General features: G+C 70.6%; 18 protein-coding genes, 1 tRNA gene and 1 pseudogene. 9 read left to right on the forward strand and 11 right to left on the reverse strand.

What is annotated here, in order from left to right; genetic code table 11:
* Positions 1 to 29 precede the first annotated feature (29 nt).
* Both gabT and ACODT5_RS14215 read left to right on the forward strand, forming a co-directional pair.
* On the forward strand, positions 30 to 1379 hold the full coding sequence (gene gabT, locus ACODT5_RS14210; protein ID WP_422519511.1) for a 4-aminobutyrate--2-oxoglutarate transaminase: 1350 nt from the start codon (positions 30 to 32) through the stop codon (positions 1377 to 1379).
* Positions 1380 to 1568: 189 nt separating this feature from the next.
* Positions 1569 to 2393, forward strand: coding sequence for a phosphatase PAP2 family protein (locus ACODT5_RS14215; RefSeq protein WP_422519512.1), 825 nt, complete (start codon positions 1569 to 1571; stop codon positions 2391 to 2393).
* Here the strand turns inward: ACODT5_RS14215 and ACODT5_RS14220 are convergent.
* The 8 genes from ACODT5_RS14220 to ACODT5_RS14255 all read right to left on the reverse strand — a co-directional run bounded on the left by ACODT5_RS14220 (position 2378) and on the right by ACODT5_RS14255 (position 12294).
* Positions 2378 to 4180, reverse strand: coding sequence for a chitinase (locus tag ACODT5_RS14220; RefSeq protein ID WP_422519513.1), 1803 nt, complete (start codon positions 4178 to 4180; stop codon positions 2378 to 2380). The two genes, ACODT5_RS14215 and ACODT5_RS14220, sit on opposite strands and share 16 nt — an antisense overlap.
* A 160-nt stretch (positions 4181 to 4340) precedes the next feature.
* Positions 4341 to 4805, reverse strand: a complete 465-nt coding sequence (locus ACODT5_RS14225; RefSeq protein WP_422519514.1) for a hypothetical protein — start codon at positions 4803 to 4805, stop codon at positions 4341 to 4343.
* A gap of 225 nt (positions 4806 to 5030) precedes the next feature.
* Positions 5031 to 6449, reverse strand: a complete 1419-nt coding sequence (locus ACODT5_RS14230; protein ID WP_422519515.1) for an NAD(P)/FAD-dependent oxidoreductase — start codon at positions 6447 to 6449, stop codon at positions 5031 to 5033.
* A gap of 22 nt (positions 6450 to 6471) precedes the next feature.
* Positions 6472 to 7278 carry an ABC transporter permease gene (locus ACODT5_RS14235; RefSeq protein WP_243337599.1) on the reverse strand — a complete coding sequence of 269 codons (807 nt, stop codon included), beginning with the start codon at positions 7276 to 7278 and terminating at the stop codon, positions 6472 to 6474.
* Complete coding sequence (locus ACODT5_RS14240) at positions 7278 to 8207, reverse strand: ABC transporter permease (RefSeq protein ID WP_422519516.1); 930 nt, start codon at positions 8205 to 8207, stop codon at positions 7278 to 7280. Before ACODT5_RS14240 ends, ACODT5_RS14235 begins: the two co-directional genes overlap by 1 nt.
* Positions 8204 to 9355: an ABC transporter ATP-binding protein gene (locus ACODT5_RS14245; RefSeq protein WP_422519517.1), complete on the reverse strand. Its 1152-nt coding sequence runs from the start codon at positions 9353 to 9355 to the stop codon at positions 8204 to 8206. The genes ACODT5_RS14240 and ACODT5_RS14245 overlap by 4 nt, the downstream gene beginning before the upstream one ends.
* A gap of 84 nt (positions 9356 to 9439) precedes the next feature.
* Complete coding sequence (locus ACODT5_RS14250) at positions 9440 to 10690, reverse strand: polyamine ABC transporter substrate-binding protein (protein ID WP_422519518.1); 1251 nt, start codon at positions 10688 to 10690, stop codon at positions 9440 to 9442.
* Between the two features lie 74 nt (positions 10691 to 10764).
* Positions 10765 to 12294, reverse strand: coding sequence for a gamma-aminobutyraldehyde dehydrogenase (locus tag ACODT5_RS14255; protein WP_422519658.1), 1530 nt, complete (start codon positions 12292 to 12294; stop codon positions 10765 to 10767).
* A 194-nt stretch (positions 12295 to 12488) separates the two neighbouring features.
* On the opposite strand from ACODT5_RS14255, the gene ACODT5_RS14260 reads away from it, so the two are divergent.
* The 3 genes from ACODT5_RS14260 (at position 12489) to ACODT5_RS14270 (ending at position 15029) form a co-directional block, all read left to right on the forward strand.
* On the forward strand, positions 12489 to 13040 hold the full coding sequence (locus ACODT5_RS14260; RefSeq protein WP_422519519.1) for an NADAR family protein: 552 nt from the start codon (positions 12489 to 12491) through the stop codon (positions 13038 to 13040).
* A gap of 50 nt (positions 13041 to 13090) precedes the next feature.
* Positions 13091 to 13152: transfer RNA gene (locus ACODT5_RS14265), tRNA-Ser, on the forward strand.
* 278 nt (positions 13153 to 13430) lie between these two features.
* A complete protein-coding gene (locus ACODT5_RS14270; RefSeq protein WP_422519520.1) occupies positions 13431 to 15029 on the forward strand; it encodes a TROVE domain-containing protein in 1599 nt (532 codons plus the stop codon).
* A gap of 145 nt (positions 15030 to 15174) precedes the next feature.
* Here ACODT5_RS14270 and ACODT5_RS14275 read toward each other — a convergent pair whose 3' ends face one another.
* Entirely contained in the window at positions 15175 to 15921 is a 747-nt protein-coding gene (locus tag ACODT5_RS14275) for a DUF4190 domain-containing protein (RefSeq protein ID WP_422519521.1), read from the reverse strand.
* 122 nt (positions 15922 to 16043) lie between these two features.
* On the opposite strand from ACODT5_RS14275, the gene ACODT5_RS14280 reads away from it, so the two are divergent.
* Genes ACODT5_RS14280 through ACODT5_RS14290 form a run of 3 tightly spaced genes read left to right on the forward strand, consistent with a single transcriptional unit; the run spans position 16044 to position 18909 of the window.
* Positions 16044 to 17069, forward strand: coding sequence for an adenosine deaminase (locus ACODT5_RS14280; RefSeq protein WP_422519522.1), 1026 nt, complete (start codon positions 16044 to 16046; stop codon positions 17067 to 17069).
* A 20-nt stretch (positions 17070 to 17089) separates the two neighbouring features.
* Complete coding sequence (locus ACODT5_RS14285) at positions 17090 to 17779, forward strand: glycerophosphodiester phosphodiesterase (RefSeq protein ID WP_422519523.1); 690 nt, start codon at positions 17090 to 17092, stop codon at positions 17777 to 17779.
* Positions 17779 to 18909 carry a sensor histidine kinase gene (locus tag ACODT5_RS14290; protein ID WP_422519659.1) on the forward strand — a complete coding sequence of 377 codons (1131 nt, stop codon included), beginning with the start codon at positions 17779 to 17781 and terminating at the stop codon, positions 18907 to 18909. Before ACODT5_RS14285 ends, ACODT5_RS14290 begins: the two co-directional genes overlap by 1 nt.
* 156 nt (positions 18910 to 19065) lie before the next feature.
* Here the strand turns inward: ACODT5_RS14290 and ACODT5_RS14295 are convergent, their stop codons facing one another.
* The gene (locus ACODT5_RS14295; protein WP_422519524.1) at positions 19066 to 20226 is read right to left on the reverse strand and encodes an RNA-guided endonuclease InsQ/TnpB family protein; all 1161 of its coding nucleotides are present in this window, start codon (positions 20224 to 20226) and stop codon (positions 19066 to 19068) included.
* A gap of 123 nt (positions 20227 to 20349) precedes the next feature.
* Here ACODT5_RS14295 and ACODT5_RS14300 point away from each other — a divergent pair.
* Positions 20350 to 20940: pseudogene (locus ACODT5_RS14300) on the forward strand (serine hydrolase domain-containing protein); the annotation flags it as partial.
* A 7-nt stretch (positions 20941 to 20947) separates the two neighbouring features.
* Here ACODT5_RS14300 and ACODT5_RS14305 read toward each other — a convergent pair.
* Positions 20948 to 21481 (reverse strand): hypothetical protein, encoded by a 534-nt coding sequence (locus ACODT5_RS14305; protein WP_422519525.1) that lies wholly within the window; start codon positions 21479 to 21481, stop codon positions 20948 to 20950.
* Positions 21482 to 21575: the final 94 nt, after the last annotated feature.

Raw genomic sequence — 21575 nt, forward strand, 5'->3', positions numbered from 1 at the left:
AAAACACCCCCACCCCCCAGGAGCCCCCTATGACCGCTGTCCCGCAGGAGCGCCGCATCGTCACCGCGATCCCCGGCCCCAAGTCGCAGGAGCTGCAGGCCCGCCGTCTGTCGACGGTGGCCGGTGGCGTGGGCTCCGTGCTTCCCGTCTTCACGGCCCGCGCGGGTGGCGGCATCATCGAGGACGTCGACGGCAACCGCATGATCGACTTCGGTTCCGGCATCGCCGTGACCTCGGTCGGCGCCTCCGCCGAGGCCGTCGTGCGCCGTGCCGCCGCGCAGCTCGCCGACTTCACCCACACCTGTTTCATGGTCACCCCCTACGAGGGCTACGTGGAGGTCTGCGAGGCCCTCGCCGAGCTCACCCCGGGTGACCACGCCAAGAAGTCGGCGCTGTTCAACTCCGGCGCCGAAGCCGTCGAGAACGCCGTCAAGATCGCCCGTTCGTACACCAAGCGCCAGGCCGTCGTCGTCTTCGACCACGGCTACCACGGCCGTACGAACCTCACGATGGCCCTGACCTCGAAGAACATGCCGTACAAGCAGGGCTTCGGGCCGTTCGCCCCCGAGGTCTACCGCGTCCCGGTCGCCTACGGCTACCGCTGGCCGACCGGCGCCGAGAACTGCGGCCCCGAGGCCGCCGCCCAGGCGATCGACAACATCGTGAAGCAGATCGGCGCCGAGAACGTCGCCGCGATCATCATCGAGCCGGTCCTCGGCGAGGGCGGCTTCATCGAGCCGGCCAAGGGCTTCCTCCCGGCGATCGTGAAGTTCGCCAACGACAACGGCATCGTCTTCGTCGCCGACGAGATCCAGTCCGGCTTCTGCCGCACCGGCCAGTGGTTCGCGTGCGAGGACGAGGGCATCGTCCCCGACCTCATCACCACCGCCAAGGGCATCGCGGGCGGCCTGCCGCTCGCCGCCGTGACCGGCCGCGCCGAGATGATGGACTCCGTGCACGGCGGCGGCCTGGGCGGCACCTACGGCGGCAACCCGGTGGCCTGCGCCGGTGCGCTCGGCTCCATCGAGACCATGAAGGAGCTCGACCTCAACGCCGCGGCGAAGAAGATCGAGTCCATCATGAAGGCCCGCCTGACGGCGATCCAGGAGAAGTACGACATCGTCGGCGACATCCGCGGCCGCGGCGCCATGATCGCGATCGAGCTCGTCAAGACCGACACTCCTGAAAACGTCGCGTCCAAGACCCCGAACCCGGAGGCGGCCGGCGCGCTCGCCAAGGCCTGCCACGCCGAGGGCGTGCTCGTCCTCACCTGCGGCACCTACGGCAACGTGCTCCGCTTCCTGCCGCCGCTCGTCATCGGCGAGGACCTGCTGAACGAGGGCCTGGACGTCATCGAGGCCGCGTTCGCGACCCTCTGATCGACGTACCGACCGACACTCCGGTCGAACGTCTGACACGCCCGGTAGAACGCGGAGGCGCGATCCTCGATCACCAAGCGATCACTACCGCGGGTAACGGTCGGGCACTGTGAAGAAGGTGTGGGGGGCCGATGGCGGGAGCGTTTTCCCGCTGTCGGTCCCCCTTCCGCTGCCGTACGGTTTCTGCAGATGAGTGAGACACCCCGCTCCCGGGAAACCGGAAGCGACACCAGTACCGGGCTTCCCCAGCGCCGCACTGGGCATGCGTTCGCGCACACTCTTCACCGATCGGACGGCCGCTCGCCCCAAACCCCCCGGGGCGCCCGGCAACCCGATCCGGGCGGCCGCCCCGGAACCACCCCCCCTGTTCCGGGGCGGCCGGCCACTCTCCCCTACGGCCTCGGCGCGCTCTGCGTCGCGCTCTTCGCCCTGATCACCTGGCAGGTCCTCGTGTCCGGGCCCCTGCTGGTCCCGGACGCCGCCCTCAGCCGGGCCCTCGTGCGCACCGTCCCCGACGCGGTCACCCAGCGCCTCTCCGACTTCGGCAACGTCCCGGTCGCGGTCCCCGTCCTGCTCCTCGCGGCCGGCTACGCCGCGTGGCGCGGCAACCGCCGGGGCGCGGCAACCGCGGCGCTGGCCATGGCCCTGGTGCCGGCCCTGGTGGTCCCGCTCAAGGAGTGGACCGGCCGGCCGGGCCCCCTGGAGCCCTGGGCCTCCGGCTACTACCCCTCGGGCCACACGGCCACCGCGTACGTGGCGTACGTGGGCGCGGCCCTGCTCGTGCGCCCGTACATCCGGGGCCGCTGGCCCCTCCCCCTCGCGGCCGCCCTCACCGCCCTGACGGCGACGGGGCTGATCCTGCGCGGCTACCACTGGCCCCTGGACGTCCTGGCCAGCCTCCTGATGTGCACGCCGCTGCTGCTCGCGGTGCGGAGCACGGCAGGGCCGGGGCGTGCACGCCCCGGCCCTGCCGCGTCCGACGGTCGCTCAGCCGCTGGTCAGCCGCCGAAGTAGGCGTCGAAGTTCTTCGAGAACTCCCAGCTGCCGAAGCGGTCCCAGTTGATCGACCAGGTCATCAGGCCGCGCAGGGCGGGCCAGGTGCCGTGGGTCTGGTAGGTCCCGCAGTTCGTCTTCTTCGTCAGGCAGTCCAGTGCCTTGTTGACCTCCGCCGGGGAGGTGTGGCCGTTGCCCGCGTTGGTCGTGGCCGGGAGGCCGATGGCGACCTGGTCGGCGCGCAGCGCCGGGAAGACGCGGGCGGTGTTGCCTGCCACCGGGAAGCCGGTGAGCAGCATGTCCGTCATGGCGATGTGGAAGTCGGCTCCGCCCATGGAGTGGTACTGGTTGTCGAGGCCCATGATCGAGCCCGAGTTGTAGTCCTGGACGTGGAGCAGGGTGAGGTCGTCGCGCAGGGCGTGGATGACCGGGAGGTAGGCGCCGGCGCGCGGGTCCTGGCCGCCCCAGGGGCCGGATCCGTAGTACTGGTAGCCGAGCTGGACGAAGAAGGTCTCGGGGGCCATCGTCAGGATGAAGTCCGGGCCGTACTTGGCCTTCAGGGTCTTCACGGCCGAGATCAGGTTGACGATCACCGGGGTGGTGGGGGCGCGGAAGTCGGTGTCGCCCGTGGCCAGGGAGAGCGAGTGGCCCTCGAAGTCGATGTCGAGGCCGTTGAGCCCGTACTCGTCGATGATCTTGCCGACGGAGGCGACGAAGGTGTCGCGGGCCGCCGTGGTGCCCAGCTGGACCTGGCCGTTCTGGCCGCCGATGGAGATCAGGACCTTCTTGCCGGCGGCCTGCTTGGCCTTGATGGCCGCCTTGAACTCCGCGGCCGATTCGACGGTCGGGCACTCGCTGACCGGGCAGAGCTGGAAGCGGATGTCACCGGAGGTGACCGAGGTGGGCTCGCCGAAGGCCAGGTTGATGACGTCCCACGAGGCGGGTACGTCGGCCATCCGGACGTAGCCGGAGCCGTTGGCGAAGCTGGCGTGCAGGTAGCCGACCAGGGCGTGGGCGGGCAGGCCCGGGTTGCCGGGGTTGCCGCCGCCGCTGGGCGTGGTCACGGGGACGGCCGCGCTCTTGGGGGATTCGCCGGCCGCGTTGACCGCGCTGACCTGGAAGGAGTAGGTCGTGGAGGCGGTGAGCCCGGTGACCGTCGCCGAGGTGGCGCTGACGGTGGTCGGGTTCGCGCCGTCCCGGTAGACCTTGTACGAGGTGGCCCCGGTGGCAGACGCCCAGGAGAGGCCGACGGTGGTGGAGGAGGAGGCCGACGCGGTGAGCCCGGTGGGGGCGGCCGGGATCTGGGGGCCGGGTCCGGAGCCGCCGGGGTCGGGGCCGACGAGGGTCACGTCGTCGGTGAACTGCGGCGGCTGGCCGTACCAGCCCTGCGTGTACACGGTCACCGAGGTGGTGCTCGCGCCGGTACGGAAGCTCGTGCTCAGCTGCTTCCAGGCACCCGGGGTCTGCGTCCAGGTCTGCGGGTCCGTGGTCCCGGTGCCGGTGGCGCCGAGGTAGACGTACGCACCCTGCACCCAGGCGCTCAGCGTGTACGCGGAGTCGGGCTTGACGGTGACGGTCTGGGAGCAGCGGGCGTTGTCCTGCCCGGCCGGGGTGCCCTTGAGGGCGGAAGTGCCGCCGTGCACGGGGGCGCTGACGGCGGCTCCGCTGCCGGCCGAGCAGCTCCAGCCGTCGAGGCCGGCTTCGAAGCCGCCGTTGCGGACGAGATCGGCGTCCGCCGCCGCGGCGCTCTGGCCGGTGGCGAGGAGGCCGGCCGCCGCGAGGGCGGCGGCGGTAAGGAGGGACAGCACGGAGCGTATGACGGTGGGTCTGGCGGGGCGGGTGGTGCCGGCAGGACGAGTGGGGCGCACAACTGCCTCCGGTGCATGGGGGGATGGAGCCGGGCCGCTGGTGGGGAAGCGGTGGGGGAAGGCACAGCGGCGCCCAAGATGGTCCAGACCAATGCCCTTGTCAAGACGTGCCGCCTCCCCGCCCCACGACGCGCGCCGCCGCCTCGTGCATCGCGAGCTCCAGCACCACCGGATCGGTGAGCGTGCCCTGCCCGTCCGGGACCACGAGCCAGCGGACCCCGCCCGTGGCCCGGCCGGGGTACGGGACGACGATCCAGGTCCCGTGACCGGCTCCCCGTACGCCCGTCCCGACCCAGCGGGACGCCGTGCCCGGGGGCACGAAAAAGCCCAGCCTGGAGTCGCCGAAATCGGCGAGCACCGGGCCGGGCCGCTCCAGCAGCGAGTCCAGCACTTCGAGGGTGGTGTGTCCCAGCTCCCCCGGCAGGATCAGCACGTCCCACCGGCGGCCGGCGGGCAGCAGGGCGACCCCGAGGGGGTTGCGCTCCCACTCCCACCGGCAGGCGTCCGGATCGGGCGCCACCGAGACCAGCCATTCCACTGCCGTCTTGTCCCCCGGGATCGCCATCGCCCGGCCTCCGCTCTCTGTGATGAGGTGAAGCGTTCTCACAGGAGAGAGCGGGGCCGGGCGCAGGTATGACGCGGGTTTCGTTACTCCTTGGCAGTGAAGCAGGTCACACTGCCGGTGGCGATGTACGCCCGGGGCGTGCGGAGGTCGCTTACCTGATCAGCACACCGGTGCGGCGGGTGCACCGGTGCAGCCGTGCACCGGTGCGGCGCCGGCCGCGCGGCCTCAGCTGTCGAAGCCGAGACCGAAGCGGTCCAGCGTCTTCAGCCACAGGTTGCGGTGCCCGCCCATCCGGTCGGCCCGGGCCAGCGACCACTTCGTCATCGTGATGCCGGTCCAGGCGAAGGGCTCGGGCGGGAAGGGCATCGGCTTGGAGCGGACCATCTCCAGCTCGGTGCGCTCGGTCTTCTCCCCGGAGAGCAGGTCGAGCATCACGTCGGCGCCGAAGCGGGTGGCCCCGACGCCCAGCCCGGTGTAGCCGGCCGCGTAGGCGACCTTGCCCGCGTGGGCGGTGCCGAAGAAGGCGGAGAAGCGCGAGCAGGTGTCGATCGCCCCGCCCCACGCATGGCTGAATTTCAGCCCTTCCAGCTGCGGGAAGCAGGTGAAGAAGTGCTCGGCGAGCTTGAGGTACGTCTCGGGCCGGTGGTCGTGCTCGGCGTCGAGCTTGCCGCCGTAGGGGTAGATCGCGTCGTAGCCGCCCCACAGGATCCGCCGGTCCGGGGTGATCCGGAAGTAGTGGAACTGGTTGGCGCTGTCGCCGAGGCCCTGCCGGTTCTTCCAGCCGATCGAGGCGAGCTGCTCCTCGGTGAGCTGCTCCGTCATCAGCGCGTAGTCGTAGACCGGGACGGTCAGCGGGCGCACCCGCTTGACCAGCGACGGGAAGATGTTGGTGCCCAGCGCCACCCGGCGGGCGAAGACCCGCCCGTACGGGGTCCGCACGGCCATCCCCTCCCCCGAGCCGGTCAGGTCCAGCCCGCGCGTGTTCTCGTAGATCCGTACGCCCAGCTCGAGGCAGGCCCGCTTCAGGCCCCAGGCGAGCTTCGCCGGGTTGAGCATGGCGACGCCGTCGCGGTCCCAGATCCCGCCGAGGAAGGTCGGGGAGTCGACCTCGGCCCGTACGGCGTCCGCATCCAGCCATTCGGAGCGGCCGGCGAGGCCGAGCCGCTCGGCCTCCGCGTGGAACTCGCGGAGCTCCGCGACCTGGTGCGGCTCGGTGGCCACGTCGATCTCGCCGCTGCGCTCGAAGTCGCAGTCGATGCCGTAGCGGGCGACCGCCTCCTCGATGGCGTCGAGGTTCTGCGCTCCGAGGTCTTCCAGCTTGGCGAGCTCGTCCGGCCAGCGGGCCATCCCGTTGGCGAGGCCGTGGGTGAGCGAGGCGGCGCAGAACCCGCCGTTGCGGCCCGAGGCGGCCCAGCCCGCCTCGTGGCCCTCGATCAGTACGACGTCCCGGGCGGGGTCGCGCTCCTTGGCGAGCAGCGCGGTCCACAGGCCGCTGTAGCCGCCGCCGATGACGAGCAGGTCGCAGTGCTCGTCCCCGGTGAGGGCGGGCTCGGCGGCGGGCTTGCCGGGGTCGTCCAGCCAGTACGAGACCGGCTTCGCTTCGGAAAGAGATCGTGCAGCGGTGCGCATGGCGTCTGGGGCCATGTCTTCCAACTCCCTACAGGTGTTACTTGGGCTGTGCTTTCTTGCGGCGGTTGGCGACCATCTGGCCGGCCAGCACCACCAGGACCGCGATGACGAACATCGCGGTGCCGATGACGTTGATCTGTACAGGCGTACCGCGCTGGGCCGATCCCCACACGAACATGGGGAAGGTGACGGTGTTGCCCGAGTTGAAGTTGGTGATGATGAAGTCGTCGAAGGAGAGCGCGAAGGAGAGCAGCGCGCCCGCCGCGATGCCGGGGGCCGCGATCGGCAGGGTGACGCGCAGGAAGGTCTGCACGGGTCCGGCGTAGAGATCGCGGGCCGCTTCCTCCAGGCGGGGGTCCATGGAGAGCACCCGGGCCTTGACGGCGGCGACGACGAAGCTGAGGCAGAACATGACGTGGGCGATCAGGATCGTCCAGAAGCCGAGCTGGATGCCCATGTTGAGGAAGAGGGCCAGCAGGGACGCGGCCATCACGATCTCGGGCATGGCCATCGGCAGGAAGATCAGCGAGTTGACCGCGCCGCGCCCGCGGAAGCGGTAGCGGACCATCGCGAAGGCGATCGCGGTGCCCAGCACGGTCGCGCCGATGGTGGCCCACAGGGCGATCTGCAGCGACAGGGACAGGGACCCGCACATGTCGGCGACCCCGCAGGGGTCCTTCCACGCGTCGAGGGAGAACTCCTGCCAGGCGTAGTTGAACCGCCCGGTGGGGTTGTTGAAGGAGAAGACCGTGACGACGACGTTCGGCAGGATCAGGTACGCGAGCGTGCCGAGCCCCGCGATCACGACGAGATTGCGGCGCAGCCAGGTGGTGGCGCTCTTCATCAGACCAGGTCCTCCGTCCCCGCTCGGCGGATGTAGATGGTGACCATGACCAGCACGATGGCCATGAGGATGAAGGACAGCGCGGCCGCCGTCGGATAGTCGAGGATGCGCAGGTACTGCGACTGGATGACGTTTCCGATCATGCGGGTGTCCGTGGAGCCGAGCAGTTCGGCGTTGACGTAGTCGCCGCTCGCCGGGATGAAGGTGAGCAGCGTCCCGGAGACCACGCCCGGCATGGACAGCGGGAAGGTCACCTTGCGGAAGACCGTGGCGGGACGGGCGTACAGGTCCCCGGCCGCCTCGTGGAGGCGGGTGTCGATGCGCTCCAGCGAGGTGTAGAGCGGAAGGATCATGAAGGGGAGGAAGTTGTACGTCAGACCGCAGACGACCGCGAGCGGCGTGGCGAGGACGCGGTCGCCCTCGGTCATGCCGAGCCAGCTGGTGACGTCCAGGAAGCCGACCGTGTTGAGGACGTCGACCACCGGGCCGCCGTCGGCCAGGATCGTCTTCCAGGCGAGGGTGCGGATCAGGAAGCTGGTGAAGAACGGCGCGATGACCAGCACCAGGAGCAGGTTGCGCCAGCGGCCCGCCTTGAAGGCGATCAGGTAGGCCAGCGGGTAGCCCAGCAGCAGGCAGAGCGCGGTCGCGGTGCCGGCGTAGAGCAGGGAGCGCAGGAACTGCGGGTAGTACTCGGTGAAGGCGTCCCAGTACGTCTGGAAGTGCCAGGTGACCTTGAATCCCTCTTCGAGGGAGCCGGTCTGCACCGAGGTCGAGGCCTGGTAGATCATCGGCAGCACGAAGAAGACGAGCAGCCACAGGATGCCCGGGAGCAGCAGCCAGTACGGGATCAGGCGCTTCTTCAGGGACGGCTTGTGGACCGGGGGCTCGGCCGGGGCGGGCGCCTGGGGCGGCGCGACGGTCGTGCTCACGCGGACTCTCCCACCGTCTCGATGCCCGCGTCGATGTCCTGGGCGGCGTCGAGGCCGAACGTGTGGTCCGGGTTCCAGTGCAGTATCACGTCGGCGCCGGGGGTGAGGCGGGCGTCGCGCTCGATGTTCTGGACGTACACCTCCAGCTCGGGGCAGACCGGGCTGTCGATGACGAACTGGGTGGAGACTCCGATGAAGGAGGAGGCCACGATCTTGCCGGCGACCTTGTTGCGGCCGGTCTCGATGGTGTCCTCGGCGTCCGCGTGGACCAGGGAGATCTTCTCCGGGCGCACCCCGACCAGCAGCTTGCCGCCGGCGCGGGGCGTGGTCGAACATCGCGCCGCCGGGACGCGCAGCTTCGTACCGGCCGAGGAGACGACGACGTCGGAGGCGCCGGCTTCCAGGACCTCGGCCTCGATGAGGTTGGAGGTGCCGAGGAAGTTCGCCACGAAGGTCGTCTTCGGGTTCTCGTAGAGCTCGGCGGGGGCGCCGAGCTGCTCGACGCGGCCGCCGTTCATCACGGCGACCGTGTCGGCCATGGTCATGGCCTCCTCCTGGTCGTGCGTGACGTGCACGAAGGTGATGCCGACCTCGGTCTGGATCCGCTTGAGCTCCAGCTGCATCTGGCGGCGCAGCTTGAGGTCGAGGGCGCCGAGCGGCTCGTCGAGGAGCAGGACCTGCGGGTGGTTGATGAGCGCGCGGGCGACTGCGACGCGCTGCTGCTGGCCGCCGGAGAGCTGGTGCGGCTTGCGCCGGGCGAACTGGCCGAGCTGGACCAGTTCCAGCATGTCGTCGACCTGCTTCTTGACCGACTTGATGCCGCGGCGGCGCAGCCCGAAGGCGATGTTCTCCGAGACGTCGAGGTGCGGGAAGAGGGCGTAGCTCTGGAAGACCGTGTTGACCGGGCGCTTGTACGGCGGCAGGTGCGTGACCTCGCGGTCGCCGAGGCTGACGGTGCCGGTGGAGGGCTCCTCCAGGCCGGCGATCATGCGCAGGGTCGTGGTCTTCCCGCAGCCCGAGGCGCCGAGCAGGGCGAAGAAGGACCCCTGGGGGATGGTGAGATCCAGCGGGTGCACGGCGGTGAAGGATCCGTAGTGCTTGCTGATCCCGGCGAGGCGGACGTCGCCGCCTTCGGTCTTGTCAGTCATGGGCCTGGGCCTTCGGTGGTGTGTCGTGGAAGGGGCAGGTGCCGGTACGGGTGTCATCGCCGGCGGGGGACGCGGCGGGACCCGTCAGGCTCCGATGAGCTTGGCGAACTTCTCCTCGTACGCCGTCTCTTCCTCACCGGTGAGGGAGCGGAAGGCGTGCGACTTGGCGGCCATCGCCTTGTCGGGAACGATCAGGACGTTGTCCGCGAGCTCCGGGTCGATCTTGGCCAGCTCGTCCTTGACGCCCTCGACGGGGCAGACGTAGCTGATGTACGCGGCCAGTTGGGCGGCGACCGGGGGCTCGTAGTAGTAGTCGATGAGCCGCTCGGCGTTGGCCTTGTGCCGGGCCTTCACGGGGACCAGCAGGTTGTCGCTGGAGGTGATGTAGCCGGGCGCCGGGATCGCGTACTGGATGTCCGGGTTGCCGGCCTGGAGCTGGATGACGTCGCCGGCCCAGGCCAGGCAGGCTGCGAGGTCGCCCTTGTCGAGGTCCGCGGTGTAGTCGTTTCCGGTGAAGCGGCGGATCTGCTTCTTGTCCACGCCCTTCTGGAGCCGGCCGATCGCCGCGTCGTAGTCGGCGTCGGTGAAGTTCGCCGGGTCCTTGCCCTGGTCGAGCAGGGTCATGCCGACGCTGTCGCGCATCTCGGTGAGGAAGCCGACGCGGCCCTTGAGGGAGGGGTCGTCCAGCATCTGCGTGACGGAGTCGACCTTCTTCCCGCCGGTCGCCTTGGTGTTGTAGGCGATGACGGTGTTGATGCCGGTCCACGGGTAGCTGTACGCGCGGCCCGGGTCCCAGTCGGGGCTGCGGAACTGCGGGATCAGGTTGGCGTAGGCGTGCGGGAGCTGGGAGGGGTCCAGCTTCTGGGCCCAGCCGAGCCGGATGATGCGCGCGGCGAGCCAGTCGGTGACGACGATCAGGTCGCGGCCGGTGTCCTGGCCGGCCGCGAGCTGGGGCTTGATCTTGCCGAAGAACTCGACGTTGTCGTTGATGTCCTCGGTGTACTTGACCTTGATACCGGTCCGCTTGGTGAACTCCTCCAGCGTGGGACGGGACTTCTCGTCCTCGCTGGTGTCCATGTACTCGGTCCAGTTGGAGAAGTTGATCTCCTTCTCCTGCGCCGAGTGGTCGTCGGAGGCCGCGGCGTTGCCCTCCGCGCGCTTGGCCGGCGGGATGCCGCAGCCGGCGAGCGCGGACAGGCCGCCGAGGGTGAGCGCCCCGACTCCGGAGGCGCGCAGCACGGAGCGGCGGGTGAGGGCGCCGCGCCCGGTGGTGAGGCTGCGCCGCATCGCGGCGAGTTGCGCCGCCGAGAGGCGGTCGGGCTCGAACTGCTCCATGGGAGGTGCCCTTTCGGGATGGGTGCGGGCCGCTGGTCGGGCGGCAACTGCCCCGCGGCGGGAGCCGCGAAGTGTTAGGTTCTGTCCCCGAAGATCGTGCGGTGCCAGTCCTTCGCCGCCACCGCGGTGTTGTCGTACATCACGTGCTTGACCTGCGTGTACTCCTCGAAGGAGTAGGTGCTCATGTCCTTTCCGAAGCCACTGGCCTTGTAGCCCCCGTGCGGCATCTCGCTGATGATCGGGATGTGGTCGTTGACCCAGACGCAGCCCGCCTGGATCTCGCGGGTGGCGCGGTTCGCCCGGTACACGTCACGGCTCCAGGCGGAGGCGGCGAGACCGTACGGGGTGTCGTTGGCCAGCGCGATGCCCTCGTCGTCGGTGTCGAAGGGCAGGACCACGAGGACCGGGCCGAAGATCTCGGACTGGACCACCTCGCTGTCCTGGGCGGCGCCGGAGATGAGGGTGGGCCGGTAGTACGCGCCGTCCGCGAGCTCTCCGCCCGGGATCTCACCGCCGGTGACGACGGTGGCGTACGCACGGGCCCGCTCGACGAAACCGGCGACCCGGTCGCGGTGCGCGTGCGAGACCAGCGGGCCGAGGTCGGTCGACGGGTCGAAGGGGTCTCCGACGCGGACGGTCTCCATCAGCTCGGCGACCCGGGCGACGAAGGCGTCGTGCAGGGGGCGCTGGACGTAGGCACGGGTGGCGGCCGTGCAGTCCTGGCCGGTGTTGATCAGGGAGGCGGCGACGGCGCCGTTGGCGGCGGCCTCCAGGTCGGCGTCGTCGAAGACGAGGAAGGGGGCCTTGCCGCCGAGCTCCAGGTGGAGCCGCTTGACGGTGGCGGTGGCGATCTCCGCGACCCGCTTGCCGATGGCGGTGGACCCGGTGAAGGAGGTCATGACCACGTCCGGGTGGCCGACCAGGTGCTCGCCCGCGTCCCGGCCGGCGCCGGTGACGATGTTGACCACGCCGTCGGGCAGGCCCGCCTCCTTGGCCGCCTGGGCGAACATCAGGGAGGTCAGCGGGGTGAGCTCGGCGGGCTTGAGGACGATGGTGTTGCCCGCGGCGATCGCCGGAAGGATCTTCCAGGCGGCCATCTGCAGCGGATAGTTCCACGGCGCGATGGAGCCCACGACCCCGATCGCCTCGCGGCGCACGTACGAGGTGTGGTCCCCGGAGTACTCCCCGGCGGCCTGCCCCTGGAGGTGGCGTGCGGCCCCCGCGAAGAAGGCGGTGTTGTCGATGGTCCCCGGTACGTCGAACTCCGTCGACAGCTTGACCGGCTTGCCGCACTGGAGGGACTCCGCGTACGCGAACTCCTCGGCCCGCTCGGCCAGCACGCCGGCCAGCCGGTGCAGCGCGTCGGAGCGCTCCCCGGGGGTGGCCCCGGACCAGCCGGGGAAGGCCCGCTTGGCGGCGGCGACGGCGGCGTCCACGTCGGCGGTGGAGGCCAGCTCGTAGGTGAGCACCTCCTCGCCCGTGGCGGGGTCGATCACGGTGTGTGACCGTCCTGACGTGCCGGGCCGCAGCTGCCCGTCGATGTACTGCGCGCCTTCGGCGAATCGGTCCTTGACCTGGACCTTGACCTGGAAGCGGTTGCCCATCACGCTCTCACGCTCTCCGTAGCTACAGTTCGAGCTACAGCTCGAATTGAGTGCCGATCCTGGCAGAGGTACACCCCTCGGCCAAGTGATTCCGTTGTTGCCTTTTGATTACGCGACGGAATCGGTCGACCATGTGTCGAGGCGCGCCCGAAATCCCGTACGAAGTGTCCGGTGCTCCTGCGAGACTCGCATGCATGGAGAAGATCGAGGAACTGATCGGGCAGGTCAGCCGGGGTGAAAGGCTGAAGTTCCTGCCGTTCTGGGGACATCGCCCGCGGCCCGACGGGACGCTCGGACCGAGCTGCTTCAGCCAGTGGTGGCCGTCCGAGTTCACCGTGGGTGACGTGCGGTACGCCACCGCCGAGCACTGGATGATGGCTGGAAAGGCGCGCCTGTTCGAAGATCCCGAAGCCGAGCGGGCGGCGCTGGAGGCCAGGACTCCGGCCGAGGCGAAGAAGGCCGGGCGGCTGGTGCGCGGCTTCGACGACGTGGTGTGGGAGCGGGAGCGGTTCGCGCTGGTGGTGGAGGGCAGCGTGCACAAGTTCGGCTCGGACCCCGCGCTGACCTCGTACCTGCTCTCGACCGGGGAGCGGGTCCTGGTGGAGGCGAGCCCGATGGACCGGATCTGGGGCATCGGACTGGCCGCCGACGACGAGCGCGCGCTGGACCCGGCGCGCTGGCGCGGCCTGAACCTGCTGGGGTTCGCGCTCATGGAGGCGCGCGAGCGGCTGCGGGCGGGGCTTTAATCGCTCGCGGCCCGCGAGGGTGTGCGTCTAGCGTGTCCTTGTCCAGGTGCGCAGGTGAGACTTACTTCCACTGTTAATGGGGCGGCCGCGGGTTCGAGTCCCGTCATCGGCACCCCGCGTCCAGCTTGCTTCCGGACCAAGGGGCTGTGACAACCAGGCATGGCTTCCAGCGTTCTCTGGGTTCCGGCACATTCCTCTCACCACCGGAGTACGGCTTGGGGTGGAAGGTGCGTACGAGAACCAAGCACGCACATCCTCTTTTCGCATTTCCGCTGTTCCGGGCTGGTTTCAACCCGGCTGGCGCTGATCGCAGAAGACCTTTCGTCCCGCCGGGGCGTCAGGCAGCGTGAGCCAGGAATCCCCCGTTCTTCGGGCGGGGGAGGATTCAACATGGCTCGCTTCAACCTGCGGCCATCACGGATGGAGCCCGTCAGCTCTCACATCCACAGATCGGGCAGACCGGCCGCACCCGTCGGGGCGGCCGGTGCCGCCCTGTCCTCCGAGCTGTTCCTGCTCGCCGTCGCCAACTTCGTGACGCAGCGGACCGCTTACGAGTCCGGCGGCGCCCGCGACGACCGCGACGACCGCTTCGCCGCGCTCGTGCGCGGCCTCGCCGTGGAGGACCCCGCGTGGACCGCGGGCCTGCTCGGCTGGCTGCGACGCGACGGCAACATGCGGACGGCCTCGCTCGTCGGAGCCGCCGAATACGTCAAGGCGCGGCTCGACGCCGGAGCGACCGGGGGGCCCTCGAACCGGCAGGTCGTGGACTCCGTACTGCTGCGCGCGGACGAGCCCGGCGAGCTGCTGGGCTACTGGACCGCCACGTGCGGGCGCAACGTGCCCAAGCCCGTCAAGCGCGGGATCGCCGACGCCGTGCGCCGCCTCTACTCCGGCACCTCGCTGCTGAAGTACGACACCGCCTCCCGGGGTTACCGCTTCGGCGACGTGCTCAACCTCGTGCACGCCTCCCCCGACCCGGACAAGCCCTGGCAGGGCGAGCTGTTCCGGTACGCCCTCGACCGCCGGCACAACCCCGAGACCGCCGAGGTCCCGGCGGGCAACCGCACCCTGCTCGCGCACCGGGCCCTGATGGAGCTGCCGGTGGCGGAGCGCCGGGCCGTGGTCACCGCCGCGGACGGCGCCGAGCGGCTCGCGACTGCGGGCATGACCTGGGAGGCGCTGGCCGGCTGGCTGCAGGGGCCGACGGACGCGGCCGCCTGGGAGGCGGTCATCCCGTCCATGGGCGCCATGGCGCTGCTGCGCAACCTGCGCAACTTCGACGGGGCCGGGGTGTCGGACGCGGTGGCCGAGCGGGTCGCGGCGAAGATCTCCGACCCGGAGACCGTCGCCCGGGCCCGGCAGTTCCCCTTCCGCTACCTGGCCGCCCACCAGCACGCGCCCTCGCTGCGCTGGGCGTACCCGCTGGAGCGGGCGCTGGGCCACTCCCTGGCCCACGTACCGGCACTGCCCGGGCGGACGCTGGTCCTGGTGGACCGGTCCGGGTCGATGTGGTCGCCGCTGTCGGACCGCTCGCAGCTCAACCGGGCCGACGCGGCGGCCGTCTTCGGAACGGCGCTGGCGCTGCGAGCCGAGGACGCGGACCTGGTGCAGTTCGGCTCCACCAGCAAGGCGGTCGGCTTCCGGCGGGGCGAGTCGGTGCTGAAGGTCCTCGAACGGTTCGAGGACCTCGGCGGCACCTGCACGGCGAAGGCGGTGGCCGCGCACTACGCGGGGCACGACCGGGTGCTGATCGTCACCGACGAGCAGACCACGTACTCCTACGGCGGCGACCCCACGGCCCTGGTGCCGGACACGGTCCCCGTCTACACCTGGAACCTCGCCGGCTACCAGGTGGGCCACGCGCCCTCCGGAGCCTCGAACCGGCACACCTTCGGCGGTCTCACCGACGCGGCCTTCCGCATGGTGTCCCTGATCGAGGACGGCCGGGACGCCAGGTGGCCCTGGGAGACCGGGCAGGGGCAGGGATAGGGATAGGGGCTCGGACCGGGGCAGGGTTGGAGGCTTCGGTCAGGGGCAGCCGGACACGGCCGCCTGGCCTGACGGCACGGCGGAGGGCCGGGCAGGGACGCGTACCGTCCCCGTCCGGCCCTCCGCCGTGCCCGCCGAGCGCGGCTCAACCCCGGTGGAGGACCTGTGTGTTCTCGTACGGGGAGAAGTAGTCCGAGTCGGTGTCGGAGCTGCTGTCCCCGTACATGACGCCGAGGATGATGAGCGCGATGAACAGGGCGCTGAGCACGATGCCGACCGCGCCCGTGATGATGCCCGCCAGCGCCATGCCCCCGTTGTCCGCCTCGCCGCGCTTGGCCTTGCCACGTGCCAGCACGCCGAAGATGACGGCAGGAACGCCGAACAGCAGGCCGAAGTAGCACGTGACCACGGCGAGGATCCCGAGCACGAGCGCCGTGACCCCGAAGCCGTTGCTCCTGGGCGGGTACGCCGGGTATCCGCCGCCGCCCGGGTATCCGGGATGGCCCTGGTATCCGGGATAGCCCGTGTCACCGGGGTAGCCCTGGTATCCGGGCTGCTGGACCGGCTGCTGCGCGGTGGGGTATCCGTACCCCGCGGGATCCGGCTCGGCCGGGTACCCGTAGGCGGGCGTCTGCCCCGGCTGGGGCGCGGGCGCCCCGGCGGATATCGGCCCGGTCCCGGCCGGCGGCGTCTGCCCCGGCAGCGGCGCGCCCGGGTAGCCGCCCGGGTATCCGCCCGCCCCCGGCATCCCCGTGACGGTCTGCTGGTCGTGCACCCCCGGTGCCGACGGCGCCCCCGACGCCCCCGGCCCGCCCTGCTGTTTGCCCAGATCGACCGCGGGCTGCTCCGGCGGCGCCCAGGGGTCTCGCGACTCGGGGCTCTGATCGGTCATACGGCGCCCCCCTCTCGTACGGCCCATGCTAAGCGCTGCCTGCGACAAGCCCCTTCCGCGGTGCGGGTCCTGCCTACGATGAAGCCCGTTCCATCCGCACCGCGCCCCTCGGAGGCACCCTCATGACCGACCTGCACCCCTTCATCGCGGGGCTGCCCAAGGCCGAACTGCACGTCCACCACGTCGGCTCGGCCTCCCCCCGCATCGTGGCCGAACTCGCCTCCCGGCACCCCGACTCCAAGGTCCCCACGGACCCCGAGGCCATCGCCGACTACTTCACCTTCACCGACTTCGCGCACTTCATCGAGGTCTACCTCTCCGTCGTCGACCTGGTCCGCACCCCCGACGACGTGCGCCACCTCACCTTCGAGATCGCCCGCGACATGGCCCGGCAGAACATCCGCTACGCCGAGCTCACGATCACCCCGTACTCCTCCACCCGCCGCGGGATCGACGAGAAGGCCTTCATGGAGGCCATCGAGGACGCCCGCAAGGCCGCCGAGGCCGAGCTCGGCGTGATCCTGCGCTGGTGCTTCGACATCCCCGGCGAAGCCGGCGAGGAAGCCGCCGCGGAGACCGCCCGCCTCGCCCTGGACCTGCGCCCCGAGGGCCTGGTCTCCTTCGGCCTGGGCGGCCCCGAGGTCGGGGTGCCGCGCCCGCAGTTCAAGCCGTACTTCGACGCCGCCCGCGCCGCCGGCCTGCACAGCGTGCCGCACGCCGGCGAGACCACCGGCCCCGAGACCATCTGGGACGCGATCCGCGAGCTGGGCGCCGAGCGCATCGGCCACGGCACCAGCGCCACCCGCGACCCGGAGCTGCTCGCCTACCTCGCCGAGCACCGCATCGCGCTGGAGGTCTGCCCCACCTCCAACATCGCCACCCGCGCCGTCGCCACCCTCGACGAGCACCCCGTCAAGGAGATGGTGGCGGCCGGCGTGCTCGTCACCATCAACAGCGACGACCCGCCGATGTTCGGCTCCGACCTCAACAACGAGTACGCGGTGGCCGCGCGGCTGCTCGACCTCGACGAGCGCGGTCTCGCCCAGCTCGCGAAGAACGCCGTCGAGGCCTCCTTCCTGGACCCGGCCGGCAAGGCGAAGCTGACCGCCGAGATCGACACGTACACCTCCGCCTGGCTGGCTTCCTGACGCCCCAGCAGAATGGGTGCATGCGCACCCTGACTGCCGTCGGCCACCGCGGGGATCCCTACCGCGTCCGCGAGAACACCCTGCCCTCGATCCGCTCCGCCTTCGGCCGGGGGGCGGACGCGGTGGAGATCGACGTGCGGACGACCCGCGACGGGGTGCCCGTACTGCTCCACGACGAGGACCTCCAGCGGCTGTGGGGCCATGACGTACGGCTCGAAGACGTCACGGCCCCGCAGCTGCGGGAGCTGACGGACGGCGGGATCCCGACGCTGCGCGAGGCCCTGGCGGCCGCCGGTGCGGGCCGGGTCATGGTCGATCTGCCGGGTGCGACGGCCGAGACCGTACGGACCGTCGTCGGCCAGGTCCGCGAGTGCGGGGCCCGCGACCGTACGTACTACTGCGCGGGCCCGGGCACCATGCTGGCGGTGCGCGCCGCCGATCCGGGCGCCGAGATCGCGCTGACGTGGACCACCCTGGCTCCCCCGCGCCGGGTACTGATCGACGCGGTGGCCCCGAGCTGGCTCAACTACCGCTTCGGGCTGGTCGGCCCGGAACTGGTGGACGCCCTGCACCGGGACGGCCTGCTGGTGTCGGCCTGGACCCCGGACACGAAGCGCTCGATGCGCGCGCTGGTCAGGGCCGGGGTGGACTCGATCACGACGAACCGGGTGGACGCGCTGGGAGCCGTACGGGCCGAGCTCGGCCGGTGATGCGCGTCTGGGGGGAGCTCGGGGCGTGGATCCGGCGGGCCGGGCCGCGCCGGCAGGACCTGGGGCTGACGCTGCTGGTGCAACTGGCCGTCACGATGCCCTTCGTGGTGCCCCGGCCGGCCGGGGCGCCGCCCGCGGACTGGGCCTCGTACGCGATGACCACGCTCGGCGTGCTGCCGCTGATCTGGCGGCGGCGGGCTCCGGTGACGGTGCTGGTCGCGATCCTGGTGGCCGGCGGCGCGTACAACCTGGGGGGCGACGGCCCCGGGCAACCGCTTCCGTACGCGGGACTGCTCGCCTTCTACACGGTCGCCCTGCACTGCGCGACCCGGGTACGGCTGGCGGTGGGCGGGCTCACGGTCCTCACGGTCGCCCTGTCGGTGTACTGGAACACCGGGACCGCGCGCGAACTGCTCTTCACCTTCTTCGTCTCCGGCGCCGCGTACGCGCTGGGCCGGCTCCAGCACACCCGGCAGGCGTACACGGCGGCCCTCCTGGACCGGGCCGCCCAGCTGGAGCGGGCGAACCGGATCGAGGCGGAGCAGGCGGCCGCGCGCGAACGGGCCCGGATCGCACGGGAGATGCACGACATCCTCTCGCACGCGGTGAGCATCGTGATCGTGCAGGCGGAGGCCGGTCCGGTGGCCGTGCGCAGGGCCCCCGAGCGGGCCGAGGCCGCCTTCGCGGCCATCGCGGAGACGGGCCGCGACGCGATGGCCCAACTCCGCACGATGCTGGGGGTGCTGCGCACCGACGAAGCGGCGCCGCGCTCGCCGCAGCCCGGCATCGGGGAGCTGGCGGGGCTGCTGGAGCGGGTCCGGGGCAGCGGGCCGGAGGTGACCTACGAGCGCACGGGCTCGGTGCGCGCCCTGCCTGCGGCGCTGGAGGCGACGGTGCACCGGGTGGTGCAGGAGGCGCTGACGAATGTGGTCAAGCACGCCGGGGCCGGCGATCGCAGGGCTGGGTACGCTCCACAAGGACGCGACGGCGCGCTGGTGCAGCATGAGCGGCAGCCGGCAAAGCAGTTCCGGCGTCGCGGACATCCGCAGCGGGCGCGAGGCGACCGATACCGGCGGCCGACGGTCCGGGCGACTCCTTCGAGGCGCAGTGGGAGCACCGCTTCGATGTGACCGCTCCGCACGACCAGATCGCGGGTGCGGTGGCCAGAAGCCCCGAGTCCGCTCCGGGCACGGCCCAGCACTACGTCAGCTTGACCCGCTCCTGAAGGACCGGGCTTGGAGGTAGAGCCCGACTGGCTGCCAGGTCATCTCCTCCGTCCAGACCACCTATGGGGTGGCTGGGACGCGTGACTCACGCCCCGCAGTCCACACAGCTTCGCCCTTGCGGTCGATGTTGTGAGACGCGTTGTCGTCCGCGTGCATCATGACGCCGCAGGCGCGGCACGCGAACGTTGCTTGATCGACTCGGTTCTTCCGGTCGATGTGTCCGCACTCGGAGCATTCCTGGCTGGTGTACGCCGGATCGACGTACACCAGCGGGACCCCGGCCCGCCGCGCCTTGTAAGCGATGAACTGGCCGAGCTGGTGGAAGCTCCACGCATGCAGTTGTGTCCGCTGGTCCTTGCGGAGCCGTACCCGGTCGCGGATGCCCGTCAGGTCTTCCAGGGCGATACCGCGTCCGGTGCGTTCAGCGGTGGTGACGATCTTCTTCGAGATGATGTGGTTGATGTTCGCCGCGTGCCGCGCCTCTTTGCGGCCGCGGTGCTTGAGCCGCCGTTTGGCAGACTGGGTGCCCTTGGCCTGCAACTTGCGGCGCAGCTCGAGCTGCCGCTTGCGGTGCCGGTTCAAGCCGCGCCCGGCGGCCCGGTAACCGGTGGATGTGGTGACGATGTTGACGATACCGAGGTCCACACCGATAAACGCGGACGGCTTCTCGTTGACCGGGGCTTCGGGAATCTCGCACACCGCGATCAGGTAGAACACGCCGCCGCGCTCGATCAGGTCCGACTCGCCCTTGCGGTACTCGCGGAGCATCGTGAACGCCTTGGCGGAGCAGGCGAATCGGACGTTCTTGAGCCGCCCGCCGATGGTCCAGATGCTGACGGTCCGCGCGTCGTACTGCCAACTGAGACACCGATCGTCGTACGGCTGCGCGGCCTCCGGCCGGAACGTGATCGGCTTCGACTCCGCCTTGACCCTGCGCTTCGAGCCGGGCCTGCCCAGGTTCCCCGCCCGGATGTTCGCCTTCAACGTGGTGTAGGCGTCGCGGGTCTTCTTGATCACATGCTGGGCTGCCTGCGCCCCGAGACCGGAGGCTTTCAGCTCGGCGTAGGTGTGCGTGCGCAGCTCGTGCTCACGCGGCACGCCGTGCTCGAACGCCACGGCGGACACCCAGTTGGCCCGCTCGTTGACCATGCGTAGGGTCGCTGCCAGCGCGGGTGCCTGCGCGGCATCCGGCATCAGCTTCACCCGCACAACGAGGTGCATACGTTCACCGTAACGGCAGCTACCGACAACAGGCCCGGATATCCGAATACGTGCACGCCAGAGCAGTCTCGAAGAGGCGATTGCTCCCGATCCTGAAGGCCCGGGGTTCTTCGCTGGATCCCGCTGAACATCAACTACACGGTGCTGGGCGTGCTGATCGAGAAGGTGACGGGCACGACGTACGAGAAGGCGGTCGCGGCGCGGGTGCTGCGGCCGCCGGGGCTGCGGGACACCTCGTTCCCGGGCCGTTTCCAGACCCGCATACCGGGTCGCCACAACCACGGGTACAAGGCGGTGGCGCGGGAGGACGGTTCCACCGAGCTGCGGGACGTGACGGAGTGGAACTCCTCGGACCGGTGGGCGGCGGGCGACATCATCTCCACCACGGCCGATCTGGAGCGGTTCACCGTCGCCCTGTTCAGCGGACGGATCGTGCCGGCGGCGCAGCTGGAGGAGATGTTCACGGTCCCCGGGGTGAAGGACTTCGTCTCGGGCAAGTCCGCGACGCTGACGGCCGGGCTGTCGCGGTTGAAGCTGCCGGACGGCACGGTCGGCTGGGGCAAGACGGGCGGCCGGCACGGCTACAACACGGCGATAGGCGGGACCCGCGACCTGTCCCGCACCCTCGTGTACTCGGTCAACTCGACCGATGCCAAGGGCCAGGACATGAACCCGGTGGCCCTCGGCATCATCATGGCCGCCTTCGCCGAGTAGTGCGGACTCAGCCCCGGGCCTCGGCCGGATCCGCGGTCGGGGCCACGGTCTGGGCCGCGGTCGGCTCCCGGCCGGGGTCCGTCGGCATGGCCTCCAGCCGCTTGATCATGCGCCGCAGGATCAGCAGCGGGATCACTCCGAAGACACCGAACGAGATGTCGATCAGCGACCACCAGGCCGGGATGCCCCGGATGGGAGCGCAGATGAGGGCCAGCGGGACGATGCCGGCGCAGGCGATCATGCCGGCCTCGACGATCCAGACGTTGCGGACGGGGTCGCGGTGGACTCCGTAGAAGAACACCGCGATCACCAGATGGGCGAAGGCGAGCCAGTCCGTGCCGTAGAGGAGGAAGGGGTATTCGGAGTCCGCCCGCTCCAGCCCGTCGCCGACACGGCGCAGCCACGCGTTGTCCACCAGGGCATTGGCCCAGTGGAGTTCGCTCACCAGGGGGAAGGCGGTGAGTCCGCTCAGCACGAGGCAGACGAGGAACAGGGCAAGCCAGGCACGGATCCGCCGCTGAAGGGCGCTTCTCTCGCTCATGGAAGGAAGCCTACGCAGCTTTCTGAACATGTTCAGCAGAATTGCTGAACATGTTCAGTTCTGTGGCCGGACCGAGACCGGGGCCGAGACCGGG

The sequence above is a fragment of the Streptomyces tatrensis genome (assembly GCF_049310065.1).
Classification (GTDB): domain Bacteria; phylum Actinomycetota; class Actinomycetes; order Streptomycetales; family Streptomycetaceae; genus Streptomyces.